This is a genomic window from Natrinema ejinorense, assembly GCF_002494345.1.
Lineage (GTDB): Archaea > Halobacteriota > Halobacteria > Halobacteriales > Natrialbaceae > Natrinema > Natrinema longum.
The window spans coordinates 3,428,629-3,450,361 of sequence record NZ_NXNI01000001.1; the positions used below are offsets into that span (position 1 = coordinate 3,428,629).

General features: G+C 65.4%; 24 protein-coding genes and 1 tRNA gene. 10 read left to right on the top strand and 15 right to left on the bottom strand.

Annotated features, from left to right (window positions below; genetic code table 11):
• Positions 1 to 38: 38 nt before the first annotated feature.
• From CP557_RS16905 to CP557_RS16915, 3 genes are all read right to left on the bottom strand, one after another.
• The gene (locus CP557_RS16905) at positions 39 to 1,739 is read right to left on the bottom strand and encodes an ammonium transporter (protein ID WP_097380984.1); all 1,701 of its coding nucleotides are present in this window, start codon (positions 1,737 to 1,739) and stop codon (positions 39 to 41) included.
• Between the two features lie 491 nt (positions 1,740 to 2,230).
• Complete coding sequence (gene hemB / locus CP557_RS16910; protein ID WP_097380985.1) at positions 2,231 to 3,244, bottom strand: porphobilinogen synthase; 1,014 nt, start codon at positions 3,242 to 3,244, stop codon at positions 2,231 to 2,233.
• A gap of 63 nt (positions 3,245 to 3,307) precedes the next feature.
• Positions 3,308 to 4,915, bottom strand: a complete 1,608-nt coding sequence (locus tag CP557_RS16915; protein ID WP_097380986.1) for a succinic semialdehyde dehydrogenase — start codon at positions 4,913 to 4,915, stop codon at positions 3,308 to 3,310.
• A gap of 318 nt (positions 4,916 to 5,233) precedes the next feature.
• On the opposite strand from CP557_RS16915, the gene CP557_RS16920 reads away from it, so the two are divergent.
• Together CP557_RS16920 and CP557_RS16925 are read left to right on the top strand one after the other, a co-directional pair.
• A complete protein-coding gene (locus tag CP557_RS16920) occupies positions 5,234 to 5,869 on the top strand; it encodes an IS6 family transposase (RefSeq protein ID WP_097378791.1) in 636 nt (211 codons plus the stop codon).
• 60 nt (positions 5,870 to 5,929) lie between these two features.
• The gene (locus CP557_RS16925; protein ID WP_090617821.1) at positions 5,930 to 6,253 is read left to right on the top strand and encodes a 4Fe-4S dicluster domain-containing protein; all 324 of its coding nucleotides are present in this window, start codon (positions 5,930 to 5,932) and stop codon (positions 6,251 to 6,253) included.
• A 17-nt stretch (positions 6,254 to 6,270) separates the two neighbouring features.
• On the opposite strand, the gene CP557_RS22680 is transcribed toward CP557_RS16925, so the two are convergent.
• Both CP557_RS22680 and CP557_RS16930 read right to left on the bottom strand, forming a co-directional pair.
• Positions 6,271 to 6,435 (bottom strand): DUF6757 family protein, encoded by a 165-nt coding sequence (locus CP557_RS22680; protein ID WP_006183007.1) that lies wholly within the window; start codon positions 6,433 to 6,435, stop codon positions 6,271 to 6,273.
• A 146-nt stretch (positions 6,436 to 6,581) separates the two neighbouring features.
• Positions 6,582 to 7,388: a PHP domain-containing protein gene (locus tag CP557_RS16930; RefSeq protein WP_097380987.1), complete on the bottom strand. Its 807-nt coding sequence runs from the start codon at positions 7,386 to 7,388 to the stop codon at positions 6,582 to 6,584.
• A gap of 150 nt (positions 7,389 to 7,538) precedes the next feature.
• On the opposite strand from CP557_RS16930, the gene CP557_RS16935 reads away from it, so the two are divergent.
• On the top strand, positions 7,539 to 7,826 hold the full coding sequence (locus CP557_RS16935) for a DUF5789 family protein (RefSeq protein ID WP_097380988.1): 288 nt from the start codon (positions 7,539 to 7,541) through the stop codon (positions 7,824 to 7,826).
• Between the two features lie 244 nt (positions 7,827 to 8,070).
• Here CP557_RS16935 and CP557_RS16940 read toward each other — a convergent pair whose 3' ends face one another.
• Positions 8,071 to 9,135, bottom strand: coding sequence for a zinc-dependent alcohol dehydrogenase family protein (locus CP557_RS16940; RefSeq protein WP_097381692.1), 1,065 nt, complete (start codon positions 9,133 to 9,135; stop codon positions 8,071 to 8,073).
• A gap of 100 nt (positions 9,136 to 9,235) precedes the next feature.
• Positions 9,236 to 10,243, bottom strand: coding sequence for a DUF5784 family protein (locus CP557_RS16945; protein WP_097381693.1), 1,008 nt, complete (start codon positions 10,241 to 10,243; stop codon positions 9,236 to 9,238).
• A gap of 158 nt (positions 10,244 to 10,401) precedes the next feature.
• On the opposite strand from CP557_RS16945, the gene CP557_RS22685 reads away from it, so the two are divergent.
• Complete coding sequence (locus tag CP557_RS22685; RefSeq protein WP_224214711.1) at positions 10,402 to 10,575, top strand: DUF5786 family protein; 174 nt, start codon at positions 10,402 to 10,404, stop codon at positions 10,573 to 10,575.
• On the opposite strand, the gene CP557_RS16950 is transcribed toward CP557_RS22685, so the two are convergent.
• From CP557_RS16950 to CP557_RS16960, 3 genes are all read right to left on the bottom strand, one after another.
• On the bottom strand, positions 10,572 to 11,306 hold the full coding sequence (locus CP557_RS16950) for a DUF7530 family protein (RefSeq protein ID WP_097380989.1): 735 nt from the start codon (positions 11,304 to 11,306) through the stop codon (positions 10,572 to 10,574). The genes CP557_RS22685 and CP557_RS16950 overlap by 4 nt on opposite strands.
• Positions 11,303 to 12,250 carry an NAD(P)H-binding protein gene (locus CP557_RS16955; RefSeq protein ID WP_097380990.1) on the bottom strand — a complete coding sequence of 316 codons (948 nt, stop codon included), beginning with the start codon at positions 12,248 to 12,250 and terminating at the stop codon, positions 11,303 to 11,305. Before CP557_RS16955 ends, CP557_RS16950 begins: the two co-directional genes overlap by 4 nt.
• A 61-nt stretch (positions 12,251 to 12,311) precedes the next feature.
• Positions 12,312 to 13,298 (bottom strand): YkgJ family cysteine cluster protein, encoded by a 987-nt coding sequence (locus CP557_RS16960; protein WP_097380991.1) that lies wholly within the window; start codon positions 13,296 to 13,298, stop codon positions 12,312 to 12,314.
• 121 nt (positions 13,299 to 13,419) lie between these two features.
• On the opposite strand from CP557_RS16960, the gene CP557_RS16965 reads away from it, so the two are divergent.
• Complete coding sequence (locus CP557_RS16965) at positions 13,420 to 13,674, top strand: DUF7561 family protein (RefSeq protein WP_097380992.1); 255 nt, start codon at positions 13,420 to 13,422, stop codon at positions 13,672 to 13,674.
• Positions 13,675 to 13,757: 83 nt separating this feature from the next.
• Here CP557_RS16965 and CP557_RS16970 read toward each other — a convergent pair.
• Positions 13,758 to 13,846 (bottom strand) — tRNA-Gly (locus tag CP557_RS16970).
• A gap of 317 nt (positions 13,847 to 14,163) precedes the next feature.
• Here CP557_RS16970 and CP557_RS16975 point away from each other — a divergent pair.
• Complete coding sequence (locus tag CP557_RS16975; protein WP_097380993.1) at positions 14,164 to 16,023, top strand: helicase C-terminal domain-containing protein; 1,860 nt, start codon at positions 14,164 to 14,166, stop codon at positions 16,021 to 16,023.
• 12 nt (positions 16,024 to 16,035) lie between these two features.
• Here CP557_RS16975 and CP557_RS23330 read toward each other — a convergent pair whose 3' ends face one another.
• The 3 genes from CP557_RS23330 to CP557_RS16985 are packed head-to-tail and all read right to left on the bottom strand — an operon-like array spanning position 16,036 to position 18,530.
• Complete coding sequence (locus tag CP557_RS23330; protein ID WP_281255571.1) at positions 16,036 to 16,158, bottom strand: hypothetical protein; 123 nt, start codon at positions 16,156 to 16,158, stop codon at positions 16,036 to 16,038.
• Between the two features lie 40 nt (positions 16,159 to 16,198).
• Positions 16,199 to 17,413 (bottom strand): class I SAM-dependent methyltransferase, encoded by a 1,215-nt coding sequence (locus CP557_RS16980; protein WP_097380994.1) that lies wholly within the window; start codon positions 17,411 to 17,413, stop codon positions 16,199 to 16,201.
• Positions 17,406 to 18,530, bottom strand: coding sequence for a 60S ribosomal export protein NMD3 (locus CP557_RS16985; RefSeq protein WP_097380995.1), 1,125 nt, complete (start codon positions 18,528 to 18,530; stop codon positions 17,406 to 17,408). Before CP557_RS16985 ends, CP557_RS16980 begins: the two co-directional genes overlap by 8 nt.
• A gap of 204 nt (positions 18,531 to 18,734) precedes the next feature.
• On the opposite strand from CP557_RS16985, the gene CP557_RS16990 reads away from it, so the two are divergent.
• From CP557_RS16990 to sufU, 4 genes are all read left to right on the top strand, one after another.
• A complete protein-coding gene (locus tag CP557_RS16990; protein WP_097380996.1) occupies positions 18,735 to 19,187 on the top strand; it encodes a response regulator in 453 nt (150 codons plus the stop codon).
• A gap of 92 nt (positions 19,188 to 19,279) precedes the next feature.
• Positions 19,280 to 19,912, top strand: coding sequence for an HD domain-containing protein (locus CP557_RS16995; RefSeq protein ID WP_097380997.1), 633 nt, complete (start codon positions 19,280 to 19,282; stop codon positions 19,910 to 19,912).
• A gap of 99 nt (positions 19,913 to 20,011) precedes the next feature.
• The gene (locus CP557_RS17000; protein WP_097380998.1) at positions 20,012 to 20,260 is read left to right on the top strand and encodes a hypothetical protein; all 249 of its coding nucleotides are present in this window, start codon (positions 20,012 to 20,014) and stop codon (positions 20,258 to 20,260) included.
• Positions 20,261 to 20,450: 190 nt separating this feature from the next.
• The gene (sufU, locus tag CP557_RS17005; protein ID WP_097380999.1) at positions 20,451 to 20,870 is read left to right on the top strand and encodes a Fe-S cluster assembly sulfur transfer protein SufU; all 420 of its coding nucleotides are present in this window, start codon (positions 20,451 to 20,453) and stop codon (positions 20,868 to 20,870) included.
• Positions 20,871 to 20,959: 89 nt separating this feature from the next.
• Here the strand turns inward: sufU and CP557_RS17010 are convergent, their stop codons facing one another.
• On the bottom strand, positions 20,960 to 21,730 hold the full coding sequence (locus CP557_RS17010) for a sugar phosphate isomerase/epimerase family protein (protein WP_097381000.1): 771 nt from the start codon (positions 21,728 to 21,730) through the stop codon (positions 20,960 to 20,962).
• Positions 21,731 to 21,733: the final 3 nt, after the last annotated feature.

Below are 21,733 nucleotides of genomic sequence, written 5' to 3' on the forward strand. Positions count from 1 at the left end.
GCGGCGGTCCGTCGGCGGGTGGACCGCGTGGGCCGAGCTTAGACGGCGTCGGGACCGGTTTTGCCGGTGCGGATCTGCGTCGCGCCCTCGACGGGCATGACGAAGATCTTGCCGTCGCCGGGTTCGCCGGTTTCGGCACCCTCGCGGATCGCATCGACGACCTCCTGGGCCGGGATGTCCGCGACGACGCACTCGATTTTGACCTTCTGGTGGAGGTCGACCGTGTACTCCTCGCCGCGCCACTGTCCCTTCTTGGCGGGCTGGGAGCCGCGACCGGAGACGTTGGTGACGGTCAGCGACGGCGCGCCGGCTTCGGCCAGCGACTGCTTGATCGCACCGAGGCGGTCGGGACGGACGATCGCGGTGACCATCTTGATCTCGCCGTCGTTCGGCTCGCCGCCATCGGCGCGGATGATTTCGTCGGTGCTGCCACCGTCGGTGGCGACGTCGGGCTTCCCGAACTCGGGGTAGGTGTCGACGCCGTGTTCGGAGACGTCGAGGCCGTCGCGTTCGTGTTCCTCGGAGACGCGGGCCTGTCCCACGGCCTTGAACGCGCCGAAGACGATCGCGGTCGCAACGATCGTCCAGACGGTGATGACGGCGACGCCAGCGAGCTGAGCCGCGAACGCGGTCCCGATGCTATCGACGACGCCCGGCGCTGCCACGAACGGGAACAGGAGCGTTCCGATGATGCCCGCGGACCCGTGGACGGGGAAGACCGCACAGACGTCGTCGATCTTCAGGTAGTCCTCGACGAATTCGAAGACGATCGGCAGCTGTGCGCCGGCGATGCCGCCGACGACGAACGCGCCCCACCATGCAGTGGTATCGGGGATCGCGGTGATGCCGACCAGACCGGCGAGCAGACCGTTCGCGACGTAGAGGGTATCGACCTTGCCGGTTTTGAGCCACGCGACGAGGCCGGCTCCGATCGCACCACACGCCATCGCGAGCGTCGTAGTCAGGGCGACGCGACCGACGGTCGCGAAGGAAGCGAGCGCGAGTTCACCGGACTCGGTGACCTCGAAGACGGTCGCTGCGGTCCCGACGTTGAAGCCGTACCAGCCGAACGCGAGGATGAGCGTTCCGAGCACGGCGAAGGTCAGCGAGTGGCCGGGAATGACGTTCGCACTGCCGTCGTCGTTGTACCGGTCCATGCGCGGGCCGAGCACCCAGGCAGCGGTGAGACCGGCGATACCGCCCATTCCGTGGACGATCATCCCGCCGGCGAAGTCGTGGAACCCGACTCCGATAACGTCACCGAGCATGCCATCTGCAGTGAGCGGCCCTGCCGTGCCCCACCCCATCCCGGCGACGACCGGGTAGATGACCGCGGCCAGCACGAAGGTGTAGCCGACGTACGCGCGAAGTTTCGCACGGCCGGCGACGGCTCCCGACACGATGGTTGCCGCAGTCATCGCGAAGACGGCACCGAACAGCCAGCCGACCCATTCGTTCGGGCTTTCGGCGGCCAACGTCAGCGAGAATCCATCACCGCCGACGACGCTGGAGATCGCCGCACCGATCAGGAAGAACACGGCGACCCCGACGCTCCAGGTCAACAGGTTCTTCGTCAGCTGGTTGGCGACGTTCTTCGAGCGCACCTGCCCCGCCTCGAGCATGGCGAAGCCGGCGTGCATGAAGAAGATCAGGAAGGTCGCGACCAGCACCCACAGGAGATTGACCCCGTCGGCGATGACCTGTGGATCCACTTCGGTCTGCAAGAGCGTCGGCTCCATCAGACGCCCACCCCTCTCTCCCGGTCACTACCACACCCATCTGCCATACGATCGTCCTCTTTTAGTGCAATCTCGTTCATGATCGTCCTCCTAATCACGTTCGAGTCGATTGTCCTTGTTCCATTTAAGGATTAGCGTTGACAAACGAGTAAAATATTGGCTGTAATAGGTCGATCCGTTCAATGCTAAAGCAGGTTTAATGTGTATAAGGGTGTTGGAAATCACGTCTTTTTCGAGCGACGGTTATATTTTACCCGTTTGTCAACCAGGGCCGGGTGGCGAACGGCTCGGAATCGAGCAGTTTCCCCTCGAATCGTCGTCTGAACGGGCCGTCTCGGCGCGGCTACGCTCGCGCGCGGCAGATATTGCCACCCCGTCACGCGGGCCGGGAACGATATTGACGTTCGTCTAATCGACCGTTCCCAGCAGCAGAAAGTGGTCGGTTTCGCTTCGGTGGTTCTATGAGGGCCTCGGCAGCGGTCGACGCCGTCTTACAGCCGCTGTGCAACGTCTTCGGCGAAGTACGTCACGATGAGATCCGCACCTGCCCGCTTGATCGACAGCAGCGACTCGAGGGCGACGTCGGCTAACTCCAGCCACCCTTTCTCGGCGGCGGCGTGGAGCATCGCGTACTCGCCGGAGACGTTGTAGGCGGCGACGGGATGATCGAACTTCCGGCGGACGTTGGTGATGATGTCGAGATACGCCAAAGCGGGTTTGACCATCATGACGTCCGCGCCCTGTTCGGCGTCCAGTCGAACCTCCCGCATGGCTTCCCGCGAGTTCGCGGGATCCATCTGGTAGTGTCGGCGGTTGCCGAAGGACGGCGCGCCGTCGGCGGCGTCGCGGAAGGGGCCGTAGAACGCGCTCTCGTATTTGGCCGCGTAGCTCATGATCGGCACGTGTTCGAAGCCCGCGTCGTCCAGCGCCGACCGGATGACCCCGACCATGCCGTCCATCATCCCGCTCGGTGCGACCATGTCCGCGCCCGCACGGGCGTGCGAGACACCGATCTTCTCGAGTGCCGCGAGCGTCGCGTCGTTGTCGACGGTCGTCGTCGGTTCACAGGCTGGCCCGTCCGCAGCGATCCTGCCCTCGCCGCGCAGTTCTTCCTCGAGCGGGCCGCAGTGGCCGTGGTCGGTGTACTCACAGAGGCAGACGTCGGTGATGACGTAGGCGTCGGTCTCGGCGCTGATCCGGCGGAGCGCCTCCTGAACGACGCCGTCCTCGGCCCAGGCGCGGGTGCCTTCGGAGTCTTTCGATTCCGGAATTCCGAAGAGCATGACCGCCTCGACGCCCGTCTCGAGGATCTCCTCGACGCGGGCGACCGCTTCGTCGATCGGCACTCGATCGTGACCGGGCATCGACTCGATGGGCATGCGCTCGTCGGTCGTGGCGTCGACGAACACCGGTGCGATGAGATCGGCTGGCTCGAGGCTCGTCTCGCTGACGAGGCCGCGAACCCGGTCCTGACGAAGTCGTCGGGGGCGGTGGGTGAGATCCATATCGGTGCATTCGCCGGGAGTCGCAAAAGCACCTCGCTCGTGGAATCGTCGGTTCCGGGGTCGCTATCGAAACCAGCGCTTGACGTCCGAGACCGTTGGTAGCCGCCGCTGGAGCCGCGTCAGCGCGAACATCCCGCGGGCGTACCACGACGTCGGTACGCCCGGCGGGGCGTCGAGCGGGCCGATTCGGGAGGTCGCGACCGTCCGGGACTCGAGGTACCGCTCGATACCCTCCGGACCGTGTCGGCGGCCGAGTCCGGAGTCGCCGAACCCGCCCATCGGTGCATCGACGGCCGCCCAGCCGGAGATGTACGCGTCGTTGACGCAGACGGTCCCACAGTCGATTTCGCGCGCGACGGCGACGCCGCGCTCCCGGTTGCCCGTCCAGACGCTCGCGTTCAGGCCGTACTCGGAGTCGTTCGCCCGCTCGATCGCCGTCCCGACGTCGGGAACCGATTCCACGGCGACGACCGGACCGAACGTCTCCTCGCAGGCGGCTGTCGCATCCGGGTCGAGATCCGTCAGGATCGTCGGCTCGTAATAGAACGGTCCGACGTCCGGCCGGTGAGTACCGCCCGTCTGCACCGACGCGCCCCGCTCGCGAGCGTCCTCGACGTGGGTCTCGACGCGCTCGAGTTGATCGCCGTCGATCAGCGACCCGACGTCGGCCTCGAAGTCGAAGTCGGTGCCCAGCGAAAGCCGCTCCGTCGCCGCGACGAACGCGTCGAGGAACTCGTCGCGTATCGACTCGGCGACGTAGATTCGCTCGGCGGCGAGACACAGCTGGCCGGCGTTCGTGAAACAGGCCTGGACGGCACCGCGGGCGGCCGTCTCGACGTCGGCGTCGTCGAGGACCAGTAGGGGGTTCTTCCCGCCGAGCTCGAGCGAGCAATCGATCAGATTTCGACCAGCCTGTTCGGCGACGAGGCGGCCCGTCTCGGTGCTCCCGGTAAACGAGACGTAGTCGACCCGATCGATCAGCGCCGGGCCGACGATCGGCCCCTGACCGGTGACGACCTCGACGCAGCCGTCGGGAAGGCCGGCGCGCTCGAGCAGTTCCGCGAGCGCGAGTGCGGTGTAGGGCGTCTTGTCGTCGGGTTTGAGGACGGCGGCGTTGCCGGCGACCAGCGCCGGGAGGAGGTCGGTCACCGAGAGCGTGAGCGGGTAGTTCCACGGCGAGATCGCGCCCACGACACCGACGGGCTCGTACGTCACGCGGGCGGTCGTCGCCAGCGGGAACACGCCGCGTCGCCGCTCCTCGGCGAGCGCCACAGCGCCGTGTTCGGCGTAGTACGAACTCGTCGCCGCGACGTCGACGACTTCCTCGACGGCGTGGCGACGGGACTTCCCCGTCTCGAGTTGCAGGAGGTCGAGCAGTTCCTCGCGGTGTGCGAGCACGAGGTCGCCGAACCGCTCGAGGATGTCGCCGCGCTCGTCGACCGGCGTGTCGGCCCACGACGACTGAACCGTTCGGGCACGGTCGATGGCCCGCTCCACGTCGGCTTCGGTGCAGTCGGGAATCGATCCGATCCTGGTATCAGTCGCTGGCGCTCGAACGTCGATCGTGTCGGTGCCGTCGGTCTCGACGCGGTCGGCAAGCGTCTCGAGGCGTCCGGCGGAGAGATTCGTCCCGGCGAACGCCCTCGGTCGCGACTCCGTCTCGGATGTCATTCTGTCACATCTGTCTTGGCCCGCCCTGATACAGCTTTGCGTCGCGGAGGGCCGTCCGTCGGTCGCTCTCCGCCGACCGATTCGCTTTCAGTGGTCGTCCCGCCCGTGAGCGCTCGTCTTCGCCGCGCCGGCGGTAACTGTGTGTTCACGCCGATCCACTGACCCGCGAACTGCTCGGTGACCGGCTCGCGGAACGCGACGGGGATCGAACGACGGGCGAGTCGTTCACGGCCGTCCCGAGCCCGGGGGTTCCCGCGGTGCAGTGGGCGGTGTTCAGATAAGGATGAAGGATGAGGCGGTTCGTTTTCTGAGTGATCTATGCCCGAAAACGACCGCCTCAACGGTTGTTTAGACGAGATCAACTTAGAGTTTGTTGAACGAGAAGCGACACCGCGATTGCTGATGAAGCTCAGTATTCAACTGCACCTCGCTGGACTTTCGCTTTCGAATACTGTCTCTGTTCTTGAGGTATTCGGTGTCAAACGCGCTCGGTCTACTGTTCACAATTGGGTACACAAGGCCGATCTACAGCCCGAATCTGGCCGGTGTCCGGATCACGTTGCGGTTGACGAGACCGTGATCCGACTGAACGATGAGCAGTATTGGCTGTACGCCGCAATCGATCCAGAGACAAACGAATTGCTCCATACAAAGCTTGAACCGACAACAACGAAGGTTCTCGCTCATTCGTTTCTTACGGAACTATCCGAGAAACACAACGTCTCTGACGCCGTGTTTCTCGTTGATGGGTCGCACTCGTTACAAGATGCATGTCAGCGCCACGGCTTCGATTTCAGATACGAAAAGCATGGAAATCGAAATGCTGTTGAACGTGTCTTTAGAGAGATAAAACGACGAACACTCTGCTTCTCAAACTGCTTCAGCAACGCCGAAGCAGAAACTGCCGACGACTGGCTCAGATCGTTCAGCTTCGCATGGAATCAGCTTATCTGAACACTACCGTGCAGTGAGTACGCACTTTTAAGTACGCGTCTCTCATTTAATCTGCTAGCAATGGCCATAGACCCACAGTTCCACGAGAACCGCGAACAGGTCGACGAACACGAGGGCCACTCGGTCTGGGGGCCGGTCGACGAACCCGAAGAGCTCGGGATCCACGGCACGCACGTCGCCGTCGACTTCGACCTCTGTATCGCGGACGGTGCCTGCCTCGAGGACTGCCCGGTCGACGTCTTCGAGTGGGTCGACACGCCGGACCACCCCGAAAGCGAACGGAAGGCCGATCCCGCGAACGAGGCCCAGTGTATCGATTGTATGCTCTGTGTCGACGTCTGTCCGGTCGACGCCATCGATGTCGACGCCGGCAGAACGGCATAAAAGGGAGGCGCGCGGTCCTATTCGGCGCGATCCACGTCGACTTTCTCCTTCAGGCTCTCGAGGCCGTCGGCTTCGGCGAGCTCCTGGAGGCGCTCGCGGAAGTGCTCCTCGCAGAGGCCAACTTTGAGCCCGTCGGACTCCGCCGCGAAGGCGGCCTCGCGGTCACAATAGTGGCAGTTCATACCCCTCCGTTGGGACCACGATGCATTGAACCCTCCGCTAGCGGCCAGGATTCAGATCACACAGCTATCATTTCGTGGGTCAGCTGGTCGCCGGAAGAGCTCCATCGAACGACCGTGGTCGGGGGGATGCCGCCGCTCAGCACCCGCTAGGCCAACTCGAGGCGTTCGTAGTCCCTCCGGGAGAGCCCTTCGATCCCGAGCTGGTCCTCGTGAGCGTCGCTGCCGCCGGTCGCGAGCAGGCCGTGGCGTTCGATCGCGCGTTCGACGGGGGCCCGGTCGACGTCGCGTTCGTAGGGGTACTGGAGTTCCACCGCGTCGAGTTCGGCCGCCGCCGCGAGCGCGCGTTCGGGATCGGGATAGCGGAGCGGATGGGCCAGGGAGACGAGCCGACACGACTCGGCGAGGGCCGCCCGTCCGCGCTCGAACGACGGCACCTCCCGTGGCACGTAACACGGGCAGCCGGAGCCGATGAGGTGGTCGAAAGCGCCCTGATAGTCGTACTCAGCTTCGGGGTGCGCGTCGATCGCTCGCGCGATGTGAGGGCGCCCGAACCCGGTGTCGATCGACACGTCGAGATCGATCCCGAGCCGCGATTCGACGCAGTCGACGATCGCCCGGCCGCGCTCGATGCGGTTCGCCTGAATCCCCTCGAGAATCGACTCGAGCTCCGCGCTCGGCTCGACTCCGTAGCCCAACAGATCGATCCGCTGGCTGCCGTCGGCTCCCCGCCCACCACTCGCCTCGTCGCTGTCGATCTCGACGCGGAGTTCGAGCCCGTGGATGATGGTCAGTCCCTCGCGCTCGACGACCGGACCGTCGAAGGGCTGTAGCCGGTCGTGATCCGTCACTGCGACGACCGCGACGCCGTCGCGACGTGCGGCCTCGGGCACCGCCTCGAGTTCGAGGCTCCCGTCCGACCGCGTCGTATGGACGTGCAAGTCCGCATAAGGCATACGATACCCGAACCGTCCCGCTCCTAAAGGCGTTTCTCCGTCCGCGTTTCGGCGTCTCTAGGGTTATATTAGGTGTACTAGGTATCCAGTGCTACTAGGAAACATAGATGGACAATGTTTATAATTATCGTTCACGGAGGACCAGGTGTAATGCTGCTCAACGGCACCGGCGACGTCATCGACGACTACGAGTACCCCGCCACGACCGAGGAACTGATCGACGATCACGGGGACCGTACCCTCGAACTCCCCAACGGGTCCGAGACGGTCGGCGATGTACTCGCCCGCCTCGAGTCCGAAACCTTCGAAACCGCAGAAGACGCCCGCTTTGCCGTCTACTCCGCCGTCAGCGACAAGGCCGTCGGCCGCGTCGGCTACAGCGACCGCGACCCGACCCCGGTCGGCAGTCCCTACTCGCCCGACGCGGTTTCCTTCTAACAAACTTTTTTAGCGGGGTCCTCCCTCGCTACGTCTTCGCGCGGCGAAGCCGCACCCGTGGTTCGAAAGGCGCTTCGCGCCTTTCGTCATCAAGCGACCTCGAGCAGTCGGCGCGAAGCGCCGACGACCTCGCGAATTCTGGCGGGATATCCATCCCGCTGACCTCGCGGGAGCTTCGCTCCCGCTTAGCTTCGATTCGCTCAGTCACGAGAGAGTTTTGCTCTCTCGAACGACAGAGCAAAATTTAGTTGAAGGTGTCGATGACCGGAATGCCGACGGTTTCGAAGTCGGTCATCGCCTCGAGTTTGTCGCTGACGTCCGCGAGGCCGATCGTCTCCGAGACGACGGCTTCGGGCTCGAGTTTGCCGGTCGCGACCATGCGGAAGATCTCGTCGTAGCGGGTCGGGGGCATTCCCAGCGAGCCGATGAACTCGATCTCTTGCATGACCATCGCGTCGGTCGGCAGGTGGACCATCCCCTGTTCGTCCTGGGTCGTGAGCCCGACCTGGATGTGCTGGCCGCGGGTGCCGAGGCTCAGCACGGAGTTCTGGCTGGTGGTTTCGATCCCGAGCGCGTCCATCGCGATACCGGCCCCGCCGTTCGTGATCGCTTGGACCTCGCCGGGAACGTCGTCGACCTCCTCGGCGTTGACCGTCTCGACGGCACCGAGCTCTTCGGCCTTCTCGAGTTTCTCGTCTTTCAGATCGACAGCGACGACGTTGCCCCCCAGGGCGTCGGCGATGTGGACCGCCGAGAGGCCGACGCCCCCACAGCCGTGGATCGCCACCCAATCGCCAGCACCGATGTCGGCGCGGTGGGCCAACGCGTGAAACGACGTCATGAAGCGACAGCCGAGTCCGGCCATGTCGACCGACGAGACGCCGTCGGGGAGTTTCACGAGGTTGTGATCGGCGACGGGGACGTGGAGTTGCTCGGCGAAGGCACCCTGTACCTCCTCGATGAATCCCAGCGGCATCACGTTCTCGCAGGTGTTCGAGTGGCCCCGCCGGCACTGCGGGCAGACCCCGTCGCCGAGGTTGAACGGTACTGCAACGTGATCGCCCTCGGCAATCCCTTCTACCTCCTCACCGACGGCGACGACGTGTCCAGCGGGCTCGTGGCCGAGAATCTGACCCGGCTGGGTCTCCAGACCGAGCCATCCCCAGTCGCCCTGCCAGCCGTGCCAGTCGCTCCGGCAGACGCCACAGGCTTCGACGTCGACGACCGCGCCGTTCGGTGTCGGATCGGGTGCGTCGACGTCGTCGATCGAGAGCGGTTCGCCGTGTTCCTCGAGAACTGCTGCGCGCATGCGTAGGCTGACCATACCATACTACAAATAGTTCACACGCCGTTGCAGCAGCTGACAGCGTCCGAAACGAGACGCCGCCCGCCGCCGAGTTCCTCGAGAGTCAGTCCAGAAACGTCATCGCATCGGCCAACTCGAGTGGGACTCGTCCTTTCCGGTAGCCTTCGACGTGGCCGTTCGGTCGGGTACGATAGACGACGGCGGGGCGGTGGCGCACGTCGGGTTGTTCGCCGCGGACGGCCGCCCAGGAGTCGTCTCGGAAACTCGAGCAGTCGACGAACAGGACGGCACCGCCGCCGTGTTCGGCCAGCTGGCCGTTGGTCTTGGTCTCGGCGGTGTCGCGGACGGCGGCGACGGGGCCGGACGCGGCGCGGTTTCCCGGGGGCTGTGGCCGCGTGACCTCGACGAGAACGTTGGTATTCTCGGTTTCGGCCCGGAAGTCCAGCGAGTGACCGGTGGTCACTTCGATCTCCGGGACGACGTCGTAGCCCGCGTCCGTGAGGATCTTCGCGGCGATGAACTCGGCCATCGCGGCGCTCATTCGGACGCGGTCGACGTGGTCGCTGGTCCCGAGTTTGCCCGACATAACGTGGCGGTAGTCGTCCAAAACGCCGGTTGCCAGGAAGTCCTCGAAGAAACGGGTCGTTTCCCGGCGACCGGCGTCGGGAAAGCCGGCGGCGTGCTCGCGGAAGAACGACCGGGTCGACTCCCGCCCGTCTTTCGACATGAACACGGGCAGGAAGAACCACGAGAGATGTGGATAATCGGCGAGCCAGGGGTCTTCCTCGTGGAGCGTCGCCGTCAGTTCCCGCTTGGCCCACCGCGAGACGTGGTGGGGGACCGTTTGCCACCCGAACTTGTCGGTCTTCCACAGTGCGGATGGCGTTTCGGTGTTGCCCATCCAGTAGGCGTCCGAGTCGGTGCGCGCAAAGAGGGCAATATCGCCGTTTTGCATCTCGAAGCGATGGGCCTGCCAGTCGCCGCCGATCTTGAACCACGGTGTGACGGCTTGTGCACCGATATTAGACTGAAGCGGCTGGAGAATATCGTGTCGTACTCGCCCGTCGCTCCAGGACTGGGGCGAGTACCGAAAGCGAAGCGGCCGTGCCACGATCCTCTCTACGAGATGGGGGTGCATATATCGTTCGCTGCTTGGGTCTCCGAGTTCGGCTTCGTTCGTTCAGCCGCTGATTACCGGGGGTCCACCCAGTGTGTGTGATTGACCGTTACATTAATTACCGGCACCGCCGTACCATGTCTATAGCTACCATGTCAATGGGTGCCTATGACGAAGACGAACACGAGCGCCGCGAAAAACAGGCCTCGAGGGTTGACGCCGACTTCGACGACGAGCGGACGATCTACCACGGCGAAGTCGAGTACGATTCGGGCGATTCTGCCGAGGAACTCCTGGACAAGTTCGAGCAGATCAAGTCGAATTAACGGCGATCGGCGACTTCTGACGGTTTCACTCGCCGTCCCTGAATCCCGATCGAAAGCGTCGCAACGATCAGGACCGCGGCGGCGTGGCCCCCGAGTGCGACGAGCAACACGGCGTGACCGATAACCAACGGCGCCAGGAGGAACTGTACTGCCGCGAAGCCGATATTTATCGCGTCGATACGCCGGTACTGTCGCGTCGGTCCCGGGTCGAACTGGTAGACGATCGATCGCCACAGTCCGACGACGCTCGCCCACCAGCAGGTTCCGATCCGATAGACGACGTCCCAGAGCACGAGCAACGCGAGCCCGACCGCGAGTGCCGGCGGTTCGGCTCCGAATAGTTCGATCAGCAGTGACCGTCCGGGGTCGCTTCCCCGCGGATCGATCACGAACAGGTAGGTGACGAGCGTCACGAACGCCAGCACGCCGAGGACGACGTCGATACTCGAGCCGAAGAGCAACTTCCGATAACCGTCGGGCGTGGGCAGGTCGCGGACGGCCCGGCTGAACCGGAGCATGAGCCAGCTTCCGACCGTCGCGACGACGACGGCGACCGTTCCGGGGACGACCGCAGCCCAGAGGTCGTAGACGGCTGCGACGACGAGGATCGCGGCCTCGAAGCCGAGGAACTGGACGCCGATCGCCGTCCGGCCCGAGACGTTCAGTCCCGGGACCGTCCCGAGGAGACTCTCGTAGACCCACGTCTCGCCGTATTCCGGCGACTGGGTCATTCGCCGCCTCGGTCCGACGGCGTCGCCGGTTCGGCACGATCGGACTCGGAGTCGGCCTCGAGACCGAGGGCTCGCCGGACCGCCACGTCGTACGGCGTCGGCTCGATATCGACGAGGTCCTCGAGTCGATCGTCCGTGACGACGACGCGATTGCGGACCCCGTCGATCAGCGGATAGGCGAGCCGGTTCGGGACGTCGGTGACGAGTCCGACCCAGTGTGCCGAGAGCCGCGGGCTCAGGACCGGGACGGGGAGAATGAGCGGTCGACGGCCGGTGATGATCTCGCCGGTTTCGAGCAACATCTCCCGGTAGGTAATGACGTCGGGCCCACCGATCTCGTAGGTCTCGCCGGCCGTCTCCGGCCGCTCGAGGACCGCCAGACAGTACGTGACCACGTCCTCGATCGCGATCGGCTGGCAGTCGGTGTCGACCCACTGTGGCGTTATCATCACCGGAAGCCGCGTCGCGAGCTGGCGGACCAACCGAAAGCTCGCGCTGCCGTCGCCGATGATGATCGCGGCTCTGAGGACGGTCACGTCGGCGGTTCCCTCCCGGAGTATCGATTCGACCTCCCGGCGGGAGGCGAGATGACTCGAGAGGGAGTCGCCATCGCTGCCGAGCCCGCTCAGATAGATCACCCGCTCGAGGCCCGCGTCGCTCGCGGCCCGTTCGAAGTTCCGCGCCCCCCGCCGATCCCGCTCGGCGAAGTCCCCGCTTGCGCCCATCGCGTGGATCAGATAGTAGGCGACGTCGACGTCCGCCAGTCCGTCCTCGAAGCTCCCCGGCTCGAGGACGTCCCCTTCGACGACGGCGACGTCGTCCGGCGCCTCGTAGCTGGCGGCGTCTCTGACGAGGACCGTCACGTCGTGGGTCGTCTTCGTGTGGAGGGCCGTCACGAGTCGACCCCCCACGAATCCCGTTGCTCCCGTTACGAGTACGCGCATACTGTCCGTTCGGGTCGAACGATCTTAACAGTCAGCCGGATCGAGGGGTCGATCGGTGCCGTCACTCGAGGGCGTCCCAGCCCGGCGTTTCGGGTGCGCCCCGATCCGTTTCGACGGCATCGGCGACGGTCGGCGAGGGGACGGCCCCGTCGGCTTCCCGATAGCGTCGATACCACTCGCGGATCGCCGGACCGACCCACGACTCGCGTTCGGTCGTCACGTCGTCGGCTCCCTCGAGTGCCCGTTCTTTCCCCCACTCGTAGTGATGGTCGGAGATCGCCAGCGTTCCGGGACTCGAAGCAGCGGCGATCGCGATCGTTTCGGCGCGATCCCGTCGGGTGAGCGTGCCGGTCGCGGCCCGGTCGACGATCCCTTCCAGATCGCCCGGTCGCGGATGACAGAAGAGCTTCGCGCCGATCGCCTGTGGGCCGAGCAGCAGGCCGTCGGGATCGTCGTGATCCGCCTCGAGCAGGCGGTCGCCACCGAACGCCGACTCGACGCGTTCGCATTCGGTCTCCTGCTCGAGTGCGAGGTTGTGTTCCGGATACGCGCGACACTCGTCGGGGTACAGGTCACCCTCGTGGATCCGACACTGCAACGTCGTCGGATCGAGAAAGACACAGGTCGGCAGCCACGTCGGTTCTTCGCGGCCGAACGGAGCGACGGGTTTCGGCGGCTTCCGGAGGCCCACGAAAAACGCCGGTCGATCCGCGATGGCAGCAACGGTGTAGCCGTCGATTTCGACGCCCTCGCTCGTGTCGCGGGCGTGCCAGAACCGCGGCGTCAGCGCGTCGGCCAGTCCCGCCTCGAGGAACGCCCGCACCTCCTCGCGGGTCAGCGGGACGAAGGTTCGGTCGTCGTCGAGCGGCTTCCGGGAAGCCCCCTGTCTCCCCTCTCGCCGGGCGAACGGATCGTGCGACCGCCGCTGGTCGGTTTCGTGGTCGTCCCGGCCGTCGGCGTCTCGAGTAGCGATCGACGCCGCGCCGTCCGCGATCAGTGACTGCCAGTCCATGCAACACCCCGCACAGCCCTCGCAGTGCACCTTCATGTGCGTCCGTATGACACGATCCGACATAACCGCTGTGCGGGCACTGGCCGTCGGAGGGCCACGCGGAACGAGCCATCACACCGGGAGAACGACTTTCACCGTCGGGCACCCACTCCCGCATATGTCGAAAGCCTCCTGTGACGGCTGTGGCCGAACGGTCACGGTTTCCGGCGGGATCGCCAACCTCTGGTCGTTCGGTACCGACGCCGGCACCGTCGGGACCGGGATCACCCTGGAACTCGAGGACGGAACCTCCCACTTGCTGTGTTACCCGTGTCTCGAGGTGGTGCCCGACTACCCGACCGCCGAAGACATCGAGCGGTTGGAGCAGGTCGACGAGGAAACCTCACGGGTTGGCACGCAGCGCACCGAGTGATACGGTTTGCTGTCCCGGTTTCCCGGTGGGACTGCAGGGCGGTCCCGGTTCCACCGGCACTGACGGACAGGAGACCGTATGAGCGGAAGGGGTGGGATTCGAACGCCACGAGGCGAAATGCCGCCGCGGAACCGGATGGAACCACGGTGCTCTGCCGCTGAGCGACCCTTCCTCGCTCGATTCGATGGCGGGGTTCGTCTTTGTAATCAGTCGACTACCTGACCGCCGACCCCGCTAGGATGTCGATACCGACCGGTAGCCGCCGGTTTCGCCCTCGATACGATCCCCTGTCTCGAGTGGCCGGCGACCCCACAGCCGGCTCCGTGGGTCGCCGGCACCGACTGACGGCGGTCCGTCTGAGACGAGGTCACAGCGGTACGCCGCGGAAGCCAACGGCTTCAGCCGTTGGGAGCTGACGCGGCGCCGGCGAGTTGCAGCGGGCGCGATGGTCCGCAGGGTTTAGGATGCGGCCGCGCCGTGAGTCGAACGGTGAATCTCGAGCGGATCTTCGAGGAGTTCCCCGCGCCGAGCTATCGCGGGACCCAACAGCAGGCCCTCCGTGACGTTCGCGACGCGTTCGCGGCCGGCAACGACGTCGTGCTCGTGCGTGCGCCGACGGGCAGTGGCAAGTCCCTGCTGGCCAGGGCCATCGCGGGCTGTGCTCGCCGCGCCGATGCGGGCGATCCCAGCGACGCGACGGGGGCGTACTATACGACGCCGCAGGTCTCCCAGCTGGACGACGTGGCGGCCGACGACCTGCTGGCCGACCTCAACGTCATCCGGGGGAAGTCCAACTACAGCTGTATTCTGCCCGAGGAACGCGATACGCCGGTCAATCAGGCACCCTGTGTGCGAGAGCGGGGGTACGACTGCTCGGTCAAACACCGGTGTCCGTACTTCTCCGACCGGGCGATCGCCTCGAACCGGGAGATCGCGGCGATGACGCTCGCGTACTTCATGCAGACCGCCGGCAGCGAGGTCTTCCGGAAACGCGACGTCGTGGTCGTCGACGAGGCCCACGGTCTCGCCGAGTGGGCGGAGATGTACGCGACCATTCAACTGGGACCGCGAACCGTTCCGTTCTGGAACGAGCTTCGAGTTCCGGAGATCGACGACATCGAACGCGCCGTCCGCTACGCCGAGACCCTCGCGGGAACCTGTACGCGCCGGAAAGACGAACTGCTCGCACAGGCGTCGCTGTCGCCGGGCGAGGTGCGCGAACGCGACCGTCTCCAGGAACTCATCGGCGAACTCGAGTGGTTCGTCTCCGATTACCGCGATCCACAGAGCCCGACGACGTGGCTGGTCGATCAGTCCGAACCGCGGTCCCGCGATGCCGGCGGCACTGGCGACGACGGCGACGACGACCCCCAGGGCGGTCCGCTGACGATCAAGCCGATGAACCCCGAGAAGTACCTCCAGCACACCGTCTGGGATCGGGGCAACAAGTTTGCCCTCCTCTCGGCGACGATCCTCAACAAGGAGGCGTTCTGCCGGCAGGTCGGGCTCGAACCCGACAGCGTCGCCTTGGTCGACGTCGATCACACCTTCCCCGTCGAGAATCGGCCGCTGTACGACGTTACGCAGGGGAAGATGACCTACGAGGAACGCGACGAAACGACGCCGAAGATCGCCCGGACGATCGTCCGGCTGATGCAACACCACCCCGACGAGAAGGGACTGATACACGCCCACTCCTACGACATTCAGGACCGGCTGGCCGACCTCCTGACTGACTTCGGCGTCGGCGATCGGATCCGAACGCACGACCGCGACGGCCGCGACGCCGCACTCGAGGCCTGGAAGGCCGCCGACGACCCCGACGTCTTCCTCTCGGTGAAGATGGAGGAAGCCCTGGACCTCAAAGGCGACCTCTGTCGCTGGCAAGTGCTCTGTAAAGCGCCGTTTCTCAACACCGGCGATTCGCGGGTGGCCCACCGCCTCGAGGAGGGACAGTGGGCCTGGTACTACCGGACCACGCTCCGGACCGTCATGCAGGCCTGCGGGCGGGTCGTCCGCGCCCCCGACGACTACGGGGCGACGTATCTGACGGACTCGAGTCTGGTGGATTGTTTCGAGCGCGCCCGAACGGACATGCCCGACTGGTTCGCAGCACAGGTCGACCGGATGGAACGGCCGGACCTGCCGGCGTTCGAGCCCCGAGCCGCACTCGGTGCGTCCGGGACCAGTCGCCGGGCCAGTTCCGGTTCGGCGTCGCGTCAGGGCCGAGCCAGCGAGACGGGAGCCGACGATGGCCGGCGGACCGACCGTTCGTCGTCGCGATCGAGCCGGTCCGGGCGATCCTCCCGCTCGAGTCCGCTCGCGGATGTCTGGGACACGGACGGGTGAGACGGTCCGCTACTAGAAGATCGCCGTCGCACCCCAGGCGACCATCGAGGACACCATGAGGAAGGCGAAGACGATAGCGATGATCTGACTTCTGTTCATACACGTCGGGAGGTGCTCCGCGAGTATCAATGCCACGACACCGTGTTCGGGACACGATCGTGTCGGGACGGGCGTATTACTCGAACTGCGCATCGACCACGACGTGTGCGACGCCCGCACTGTGGCTTTTCACCCGCCGCTTTTCGAGGACCTCGAGGTCGCGTCCGGCCGCGTCGGCGGCCGATTCGAGTCGCTCGAGGGGCCGGTCCCACAGCCGCGCTTCCGGGGTCGCCTCGTGGTAGTGGACGACGCCGCCGGGGACGAGCGCTGCGAGGGCGTCCGGGAGGTATTCGTGTGCCTCGTCGGCTCGCGTTCCGTGTGCCCCCTCGTCGCCGGCGTCGCCGTCCGAACTGCCGTAATACCCCATGACGACTCGATCGACGTCGAGTTCGCTCGCGAGGTCGCGACAGTCGGTCATGTAGGCGTCGACGCGGTCGCCGACGTCGTTGAGCATGGCGTTCTCGAGCAGATACCGAAACGCGGTCGGGTTGACCTCCGTCGCCGTCACGTGCGCACCGGCCCGGGCCAGCGGCAGGGTGAAGTAGCCGATGCCGGCGAACATGTCGAACACGCGCTCGTCGGCGCTCCCGATCGTTCCCATTCGGGCGCGCTCGGCCTGGTTGCCGGCCGAGAACATCACTTTCGCGGGATCGAGGCCGTATCGGGTTCCGTGCTCGGTGTGGATCGTCTCCGTATCGCTCTCTCCGGCGAGCAGTCGAGTGCGGGGCTCGCGGTATGTCCCGGCGGCCCCGTCGTTGGCGATCCCCTCGTCGGCCAGCACGCTGTCGGCCTCGCCGTGGAGTTCGAGCAAGGCCTCGCCCAGTTCCGCCTCGTCGGGACAGCCCGCGGGCACCGTCACGAGGATCACCGACCCGATCACCGCCCACGAGCCGGGTGCCGACTCGAGGTCCGCGTCGCTCCAGCCCCGCTCGGCAAGCAGGTCCTCGAGATCCGGGCTTCGGGGCTCGGGCTCGAGTTGTTTGACGACCTCGGAGACCGCCGTCTCGCTCGGCGGCTCGGTGACCGGGAGTGCGACCCGTTCCGGTCCGTCCTCGCGGGTCTTCGACCCGTCCGCGGGATTCGCTCCGCGTGCGCCTCGCGCCTCGCGGACGCGCCGCGAATCGTCGTAGACGCCCTCGGCACGCAGCGACTCGATCGCCGTCTCCGCGCGTGGTTTGTCGACGAGTACAGCGAGGGGCGCGTCCGCCGTCGCCGGTTCGAGGACGTCCTCGACCGCCCGCTCGAGGTCGTGAGGCTCCGCCTCGGGATCGGCCGCGTCCTCGTCAGTCATCGCTCTCGTCGGGCAGGACGTGCACTCCGGCGCGGCTCTTCAGGACGGGCACGGTCTCGGCCTCGGGGTCGAAGTAGTCCGGCCGCGAGACGGTCTTCGCCCGGAACGTCTCGGGGTCGAGTAGCTGTACGGCGTTTTCGTCCTCGACGGTGACGACCGTCGCCTCGGTCGCGTCCTCGAGGTCGCCCAGTTTCCGCGCGTCGGGGGAGTTCCCCTCCTCGTAGCTCGCTTCGTAGCGTTCGCCGGTCGTCACGCGAACTCCCTTGAGGTTGCCGTGGGCGCTGCGAACGAGGACGGGGCCGCCGTCGTCGTCGACGAGGTCGATCACGTCGCCGGGCGTGTACGGCGGCAGGCGAACGGCGAAGGTGACCCGATAGACCTCGTTGCCGTCCTCGTCCTCGGTGACGAGCGTTTCGGCGTCGTTGACGGTTCCTCCGAACTCCTCGATCATCTTGTTCGAGATCTTCTTGCCGATCTTGTTGGTCGAGACCTTGATGTTCAGCCCGTCGTCGGTTTCGCCGACTTCGGTGACGAAGGCGTTGCGGTCGCCCGTGGCCTCCATGTCTTCGACGATCCGGTTTGCGATCTCCTTCGCTCGCTCGGTTTCTTCCGTGGTCGGCGTTCGATCCTCGGCGCGGATCTGGACGATGCTGGCGTAGTAGTCGCCGGCGATCCGGCCACACCGAGTACAGGTCTGGCGGGCGATCTTGACCGGGACCGTCACCTGTTCCTCGACGGGGGTCCCGCGGACGACGCCCGTGAAGAAACAGTGCATCCGGATCGTGTTCTGGTCGACCTGTTCGGGATCGATCTGCCAGGCGACGTCCTCGACGTCGACGTGGACGCCCAGCGCCTCGCTGACCTCCTCGATGGCGATGTCGGTGTAGTCCTCCGCACCGACGTCGACCCACCGGTTCCCCCGGTAGACCGCGCCACACCGGGCACAGACGCGAACGTCGATCCGATCGGGCGCGTCGACGAAGTCGAAATCCTCGAAGTAACAGGAATCACAAAGTTCGACCTCCGCGCCGGGGCGCAACGGATCGTTCGCGTCGCTCGCCGATCGCTCGGGGACGGGGTCCCCACATCGGGGACAGAACGCACGCGACTCACTCATTGGCCCCGTTTGGGATCTCACGGAGTTAAGCGACCCGTTCCACGACCGTTCAGGGGTCGGATTGCCGGTCGCGACGTCCGCGGACCCGCCCCGTCTCGAGCGTGGCCGCGGCCAGCCGATCCGGATCCGATACCCCTCGGAGACGGAGAGTGTTCATTACGGCTGACATCGACGTTTTATCGCCACACCTGATACTCGTCATAAATGGGGACCGAAGACGAACGACTGGACGAGCCGATCGACATCCTGCTGGTCGAACCTAACCCCGGCGACAGTCGGCTCTTCGAGGAGAATTTCACGGATGCGAAGCTGCTGAACACGATCTATGTCGTCTCCGATGGGGAATCGGCGCTCGATTTCGTCCACCAGCGAAACGAGTTCGCGAACGAACCGCGTCCGGATATCGTCCTCCTCGAGCCGCAGTTGCCCGGCAAAAGCGGGGTCGACGTTCTCTCGGAGCTGAAGAACGAACCATCGCTGAACGAGATCCCGGTCGTGGTGCTCACGAGTTCCGACGCGGGCGAACGGATCGTCCAATCCCACGGCCTCGAGGTGGACACGTACATGCGAAAGCCGGTCGAACCGAAAGAGTTCGTCGAGTTCGTCCAGTCGATCGAGGCGTTCTGGCTCACGATCGTCCAGCGGGAATCCCAGTGACTGCCCATCGGATTTCGGTCGGGGCGCACTGAATCGGCTCGACTCGGCCTCGGACGGCGCGCTTATATCCGAGCCGTGGGACACGACCGACGATGCTCGAGGCAGTTCGCGACCGTGCTCGTCCCTACTTCGATGACGCATCGCCGGCCCACGACTGGCACCACGTCCAGCGGGTCGAAACGCTCGCCGAGACGCTCGTCGATAGACATCCGGAATCGACCGACGAACGAGTCGTCCGACTCGCCGTTGCCCTCCACGATATCGGCCGACCCCGGGAAGATCGCGGGGAGACCGACGATCATGCGAGCTGGGGTGCCCGGGAGGGCGGCCGGATCCTGCGGGATCTCGGTGCGGCGACGGAGACGGTCGATCGCGTCCAGCACTGTATCCGCGCCCACCGGTACTCGAACGATGTCGAGCCCGCGACGCTCGAGGCGAAACTCGTCTCCGACGCCGACAACCTCGATGCGCTCGGAGCGGTCGGCATCGCTCGCGTGTTCACGTATGGCGGCGAGATCGGCGAGCCGATCCACGATCCCACCCGGTCGCTCGAGGAAGACGACACCGACGCCGGCGCGACACAGTACAACCACTTCCACAAGAAGATTCTGGACCTGCCGGCGCGGATGTACACCGATGTCGGCCGGGACCTCGCTGCGGATCGGGCAGGGTTCGTTCGGGAGTACCTCGATCGATTCGACGGGGAACTCTCGGGCGAGGCGTGACGGAGCCCAGCGCTCGCACGATCCACTGTGAATAAATAACAAACGTTGGAAAGGTTTTCTCATCTCACGGTCCTATCATGGCTGCCGAGGTGAGAACGTCTGTACGAGAAACCGATCGGTCATCCCGGCGGAGATCCGCTCGAGGCCCTGGTCGACGTTCTCACCGCGGCGACGCGGTATGATCTCCCGTTGGGGGTCATCCCGCTCGCGTTCGCGGTTGCGCTGGTCACCGCGACCCTGCTGGAACTGTCGGGGGTGCAGACGCTGCTGATCGCGGGAGTCGTCGACGCGTTCGTCGTCGTCGACGCCTGCTACCTGAATCCGCCCGTCGACCAGGGTTCAGCGTAGCGGCACCGACTTTCAACCGTTCGCCGACACGGAGGGTTCTCACGCAGCCCGGCTCGCCAGCAGCCGGTGTCTCCCGAGGACTCGACGGGCGACGGCGACGAAGCGGCCCCGAACCAATCGAAGCGGGACGTGACCGCTCGTTTACCCCCCGGAACCCTTTTACAACTCACTGGCTTATCCGTATCCAATAATGGGACTGGGCTCCGATATGTACCGACAGCAGATCCTCGACCACTACAAGAACCCCCGCAACTACGGGGAACTCGAGGATCCCACGTTCACGCACATCGGCGAGAACCCGATGTGCGGCGACGAGATTCGCATGGACGTCGAACTCGCCGACGACGAGGAGACGATCGAACGGGTCGCCTTCCGGGGCGACGGCTGTGCGATCAGTCAGGCCTCCGCCAGCATGCTCTCGGGCGAACTCGCCGGCAAAACGATCGAAGAACTCCACGAGATGGATCGCGACGACGTGATCGAGATGCTCGGCGTCGAGATTTCGCCGATGCGAGTCAAATGTGCCGTCCTTGCCGAAAAGGTCGCCCAGGACGGCGCGGAGATCTATCAGGGCGAACTCGACGTCGACAAGACGACGACCGAGGACTGACGCGGTTTTCTGCGATCGGGCGATCACCGTTTGCTCGCCTTTCGAGGGGGCGGAGCGCCGAGTCGAGCACAGTCACGACCTGTGAGAGCTTAGAGCGATCGCTCGATGTCGGCACGGGACTTCATCTCGAGGACGTTGTACGGAGCGCCGACGTCGGCGGCGACTGACCGAAACGAGGGAAGTGGATCGTGTGCATCCGTCTCTCCGTCGTTGTCGTGGAGATGGACGAGGTGAATCCGGTCCTCGAAGCGGTCGACGAATCGCTCGTACTCGACGTCGCTGGCCTTCGCGTGGCCGACGTCGAGGGTAATTCGAAGCGCGTCCGATCCGACGCCGACATCCTCGAGGAAGGACGCGAGACGGTCCGGGGTCGCGGTGAAGCGTCGGACGTCGGACTTGCATCGCTGGTTCTCTAGACAGAGCGGGACGTCCACGTCCGCGGCGCGGCGGGCACACGCTCGAAGCGTCTCGACGGCCTGAGAACGGACATACTCGCGGACGCGGGTCGGGTACCGCGTCCGTGCGCCACCCCCGTGGACGACGACGCCGACGGCGTCGATGGCGGCGGCGAACTCGAGTGCGTCCGTCGTCGCCTCGACGACGCCCGACCGGACGTGGTCGTTGATCGCCCCCGGTGCGACGTCGAGGTGTGGGGCGTGGACGGAGTAGGTTACGTCGTACTCGTCGGCCACGGTCCGGAGTGTCCGTGGATCGGGACCGTCCTCGCGGACGTCGAGATAGCCGGCGCGGAGTTCGACGTGCTCCAACCCCGCGTCGGTCAGAAAGGCGACGAACGACTCCACGTCCGTCTCGAAGCGGATGTCCATCGCAGCGCCGAATCGAGGGGTCGACTCAGACATCGG

Bases quoted from the DNA above. Each gene is read 5' to 3' on its own strand.
- CP557_RS16980 (WP_097380994.1), bottom strand. From the start codon at position 17,413: ATGACTGACGAGGACGCGGCCGATCCCGAGGCGGAGCCTCACGACCTC.
- CP557_RS16930 (WP_097380987.1), bottom strand. From the start codon at position 7,388: ATGCCTTATGCGGACTTGCACGTCCATACGACGCGGTCGGACGGGAGC.
- CP557_RS22685 (WP_224214711.1), top strand. From the start codon at position 10,402: ATGTCAATGGGTGCCTATGACGAAGACGAACACGAGCGCCGCGAAAAA.
- CP557_RS16955 (WP_097380990.1), bottom strand. From the start codon at position 12,250: ATGCGCGTACTCGTAACGGGAGCAACGGGATTCGTGGGGGGTCGACTC.
- CP557_RS17010 (WP_097381000.1), bottom strand. From the start codon at position 21,730: ATGTCTGAGTCGACCCCTCGATTCGGCGCTGCGATGGACATCCGCTTC.
- CP557_RS16905 (WP_097380984.1), bottom strand. From the start codon at position 1,739: ATGGAGCCGACGCTCTTGCAGACCGAAGTGGATCCACAGGTCATCGCC.
- CP557_RS16960 (WP_097380991.1), bottom strand. From the start codon at position 13,298: ATGAAGGTGCACTGCGAGGGCTGTGCGGGGTGTTGCATGGACTGGCAG.
- CP557_RS16940 (WP_097381692.1), bottom strand. From the start codon at position 9,135: ATGCGCGCAGCAGTTCTCGAGGAACACGGCGAACCGCTCTCGATCGAC.
- CP557_RS16915 (WP_097380986.1), bottom strand. From the start codon at position 4,915: ATGACATCCGAGACGGAGTCGCGACCGAGGGCGTTCGCCGGGACGAAT.
- CP557_RS16990 (WP_097380996.1), top strand. From the start codon at position 18,735: ATGGGGACCGAAGACGAACGACTGGACGAGCCGATCGACATCCTGCTG.
- CP557_RS16985 (WP_097380995.1), bottom strand. From the start codon at position 18,530: ATGAGTGAGTCGCGTGCGTTCTGTCCCCGATGTGGGGACCCCGTCCCC.
- hemB (WP_097380985.1), bottom strand. From the start codon at position 3,244: ATGGATCTCACCCACCGCCCCCGACGACTTCGTCAGGACCGGGTTCGC.
- sufU (WP_097380999.1), top strand. From the start codon at position 20,451: ATGGGACTGGGCTCCGATATGTACCGACAGCAGATCCTCGACCACTAC.
- CP557_RS16935 (WP_097380988.1), top strand. From the start codon at position 7,539: ATGCTGCTCAACGGCACCGGCGACGTCATCGACGACTACGAGTACCCC.
- CP557_RS16925 (WP_090617821.1), top strand. From the start codon at position 5,930: ATGGCCATAGACCCACAGTTCCACGAGAACCGCGAACAGGTCGACGAA.
- CP557_RS16995 (WP_097380997.1), top strand. From the start codon at position 19,280: ATGCTCGAGGCAGTTCGCGACCGTGCTCGTCCCTACTTCGATGACGCA.
- CP557_RS22680 (WP_006183007.1), bottom strand. From the start codon at position 6,435: ATGAACTGCCACTATTGTGACCGCGAGGCCGCCTTCGCGGCGGAGTCC.
- CP557_RS16920 (WP_097378791.1), top strand. From the start codon at position 5,234: ATGCCCGAAAACGACCGCCTCAACGGTTGTTTAGACGAGATCAACTTA.
- CP557_RS16950 (WP_097380989.1), bottom strand. From the start codon at position 11,306: ATGACCCAGTCGCCGGAATACGGCGAGACGTGGGTCTACGAGAGTCTC.
- CP557_RS16965 (WP_097380992.1), top strand. From the start codon at position 13,420: ATGTCGAAAGCCTCCTGTGACGGCTGTGGCCGAACGGTCACGGTTTCC.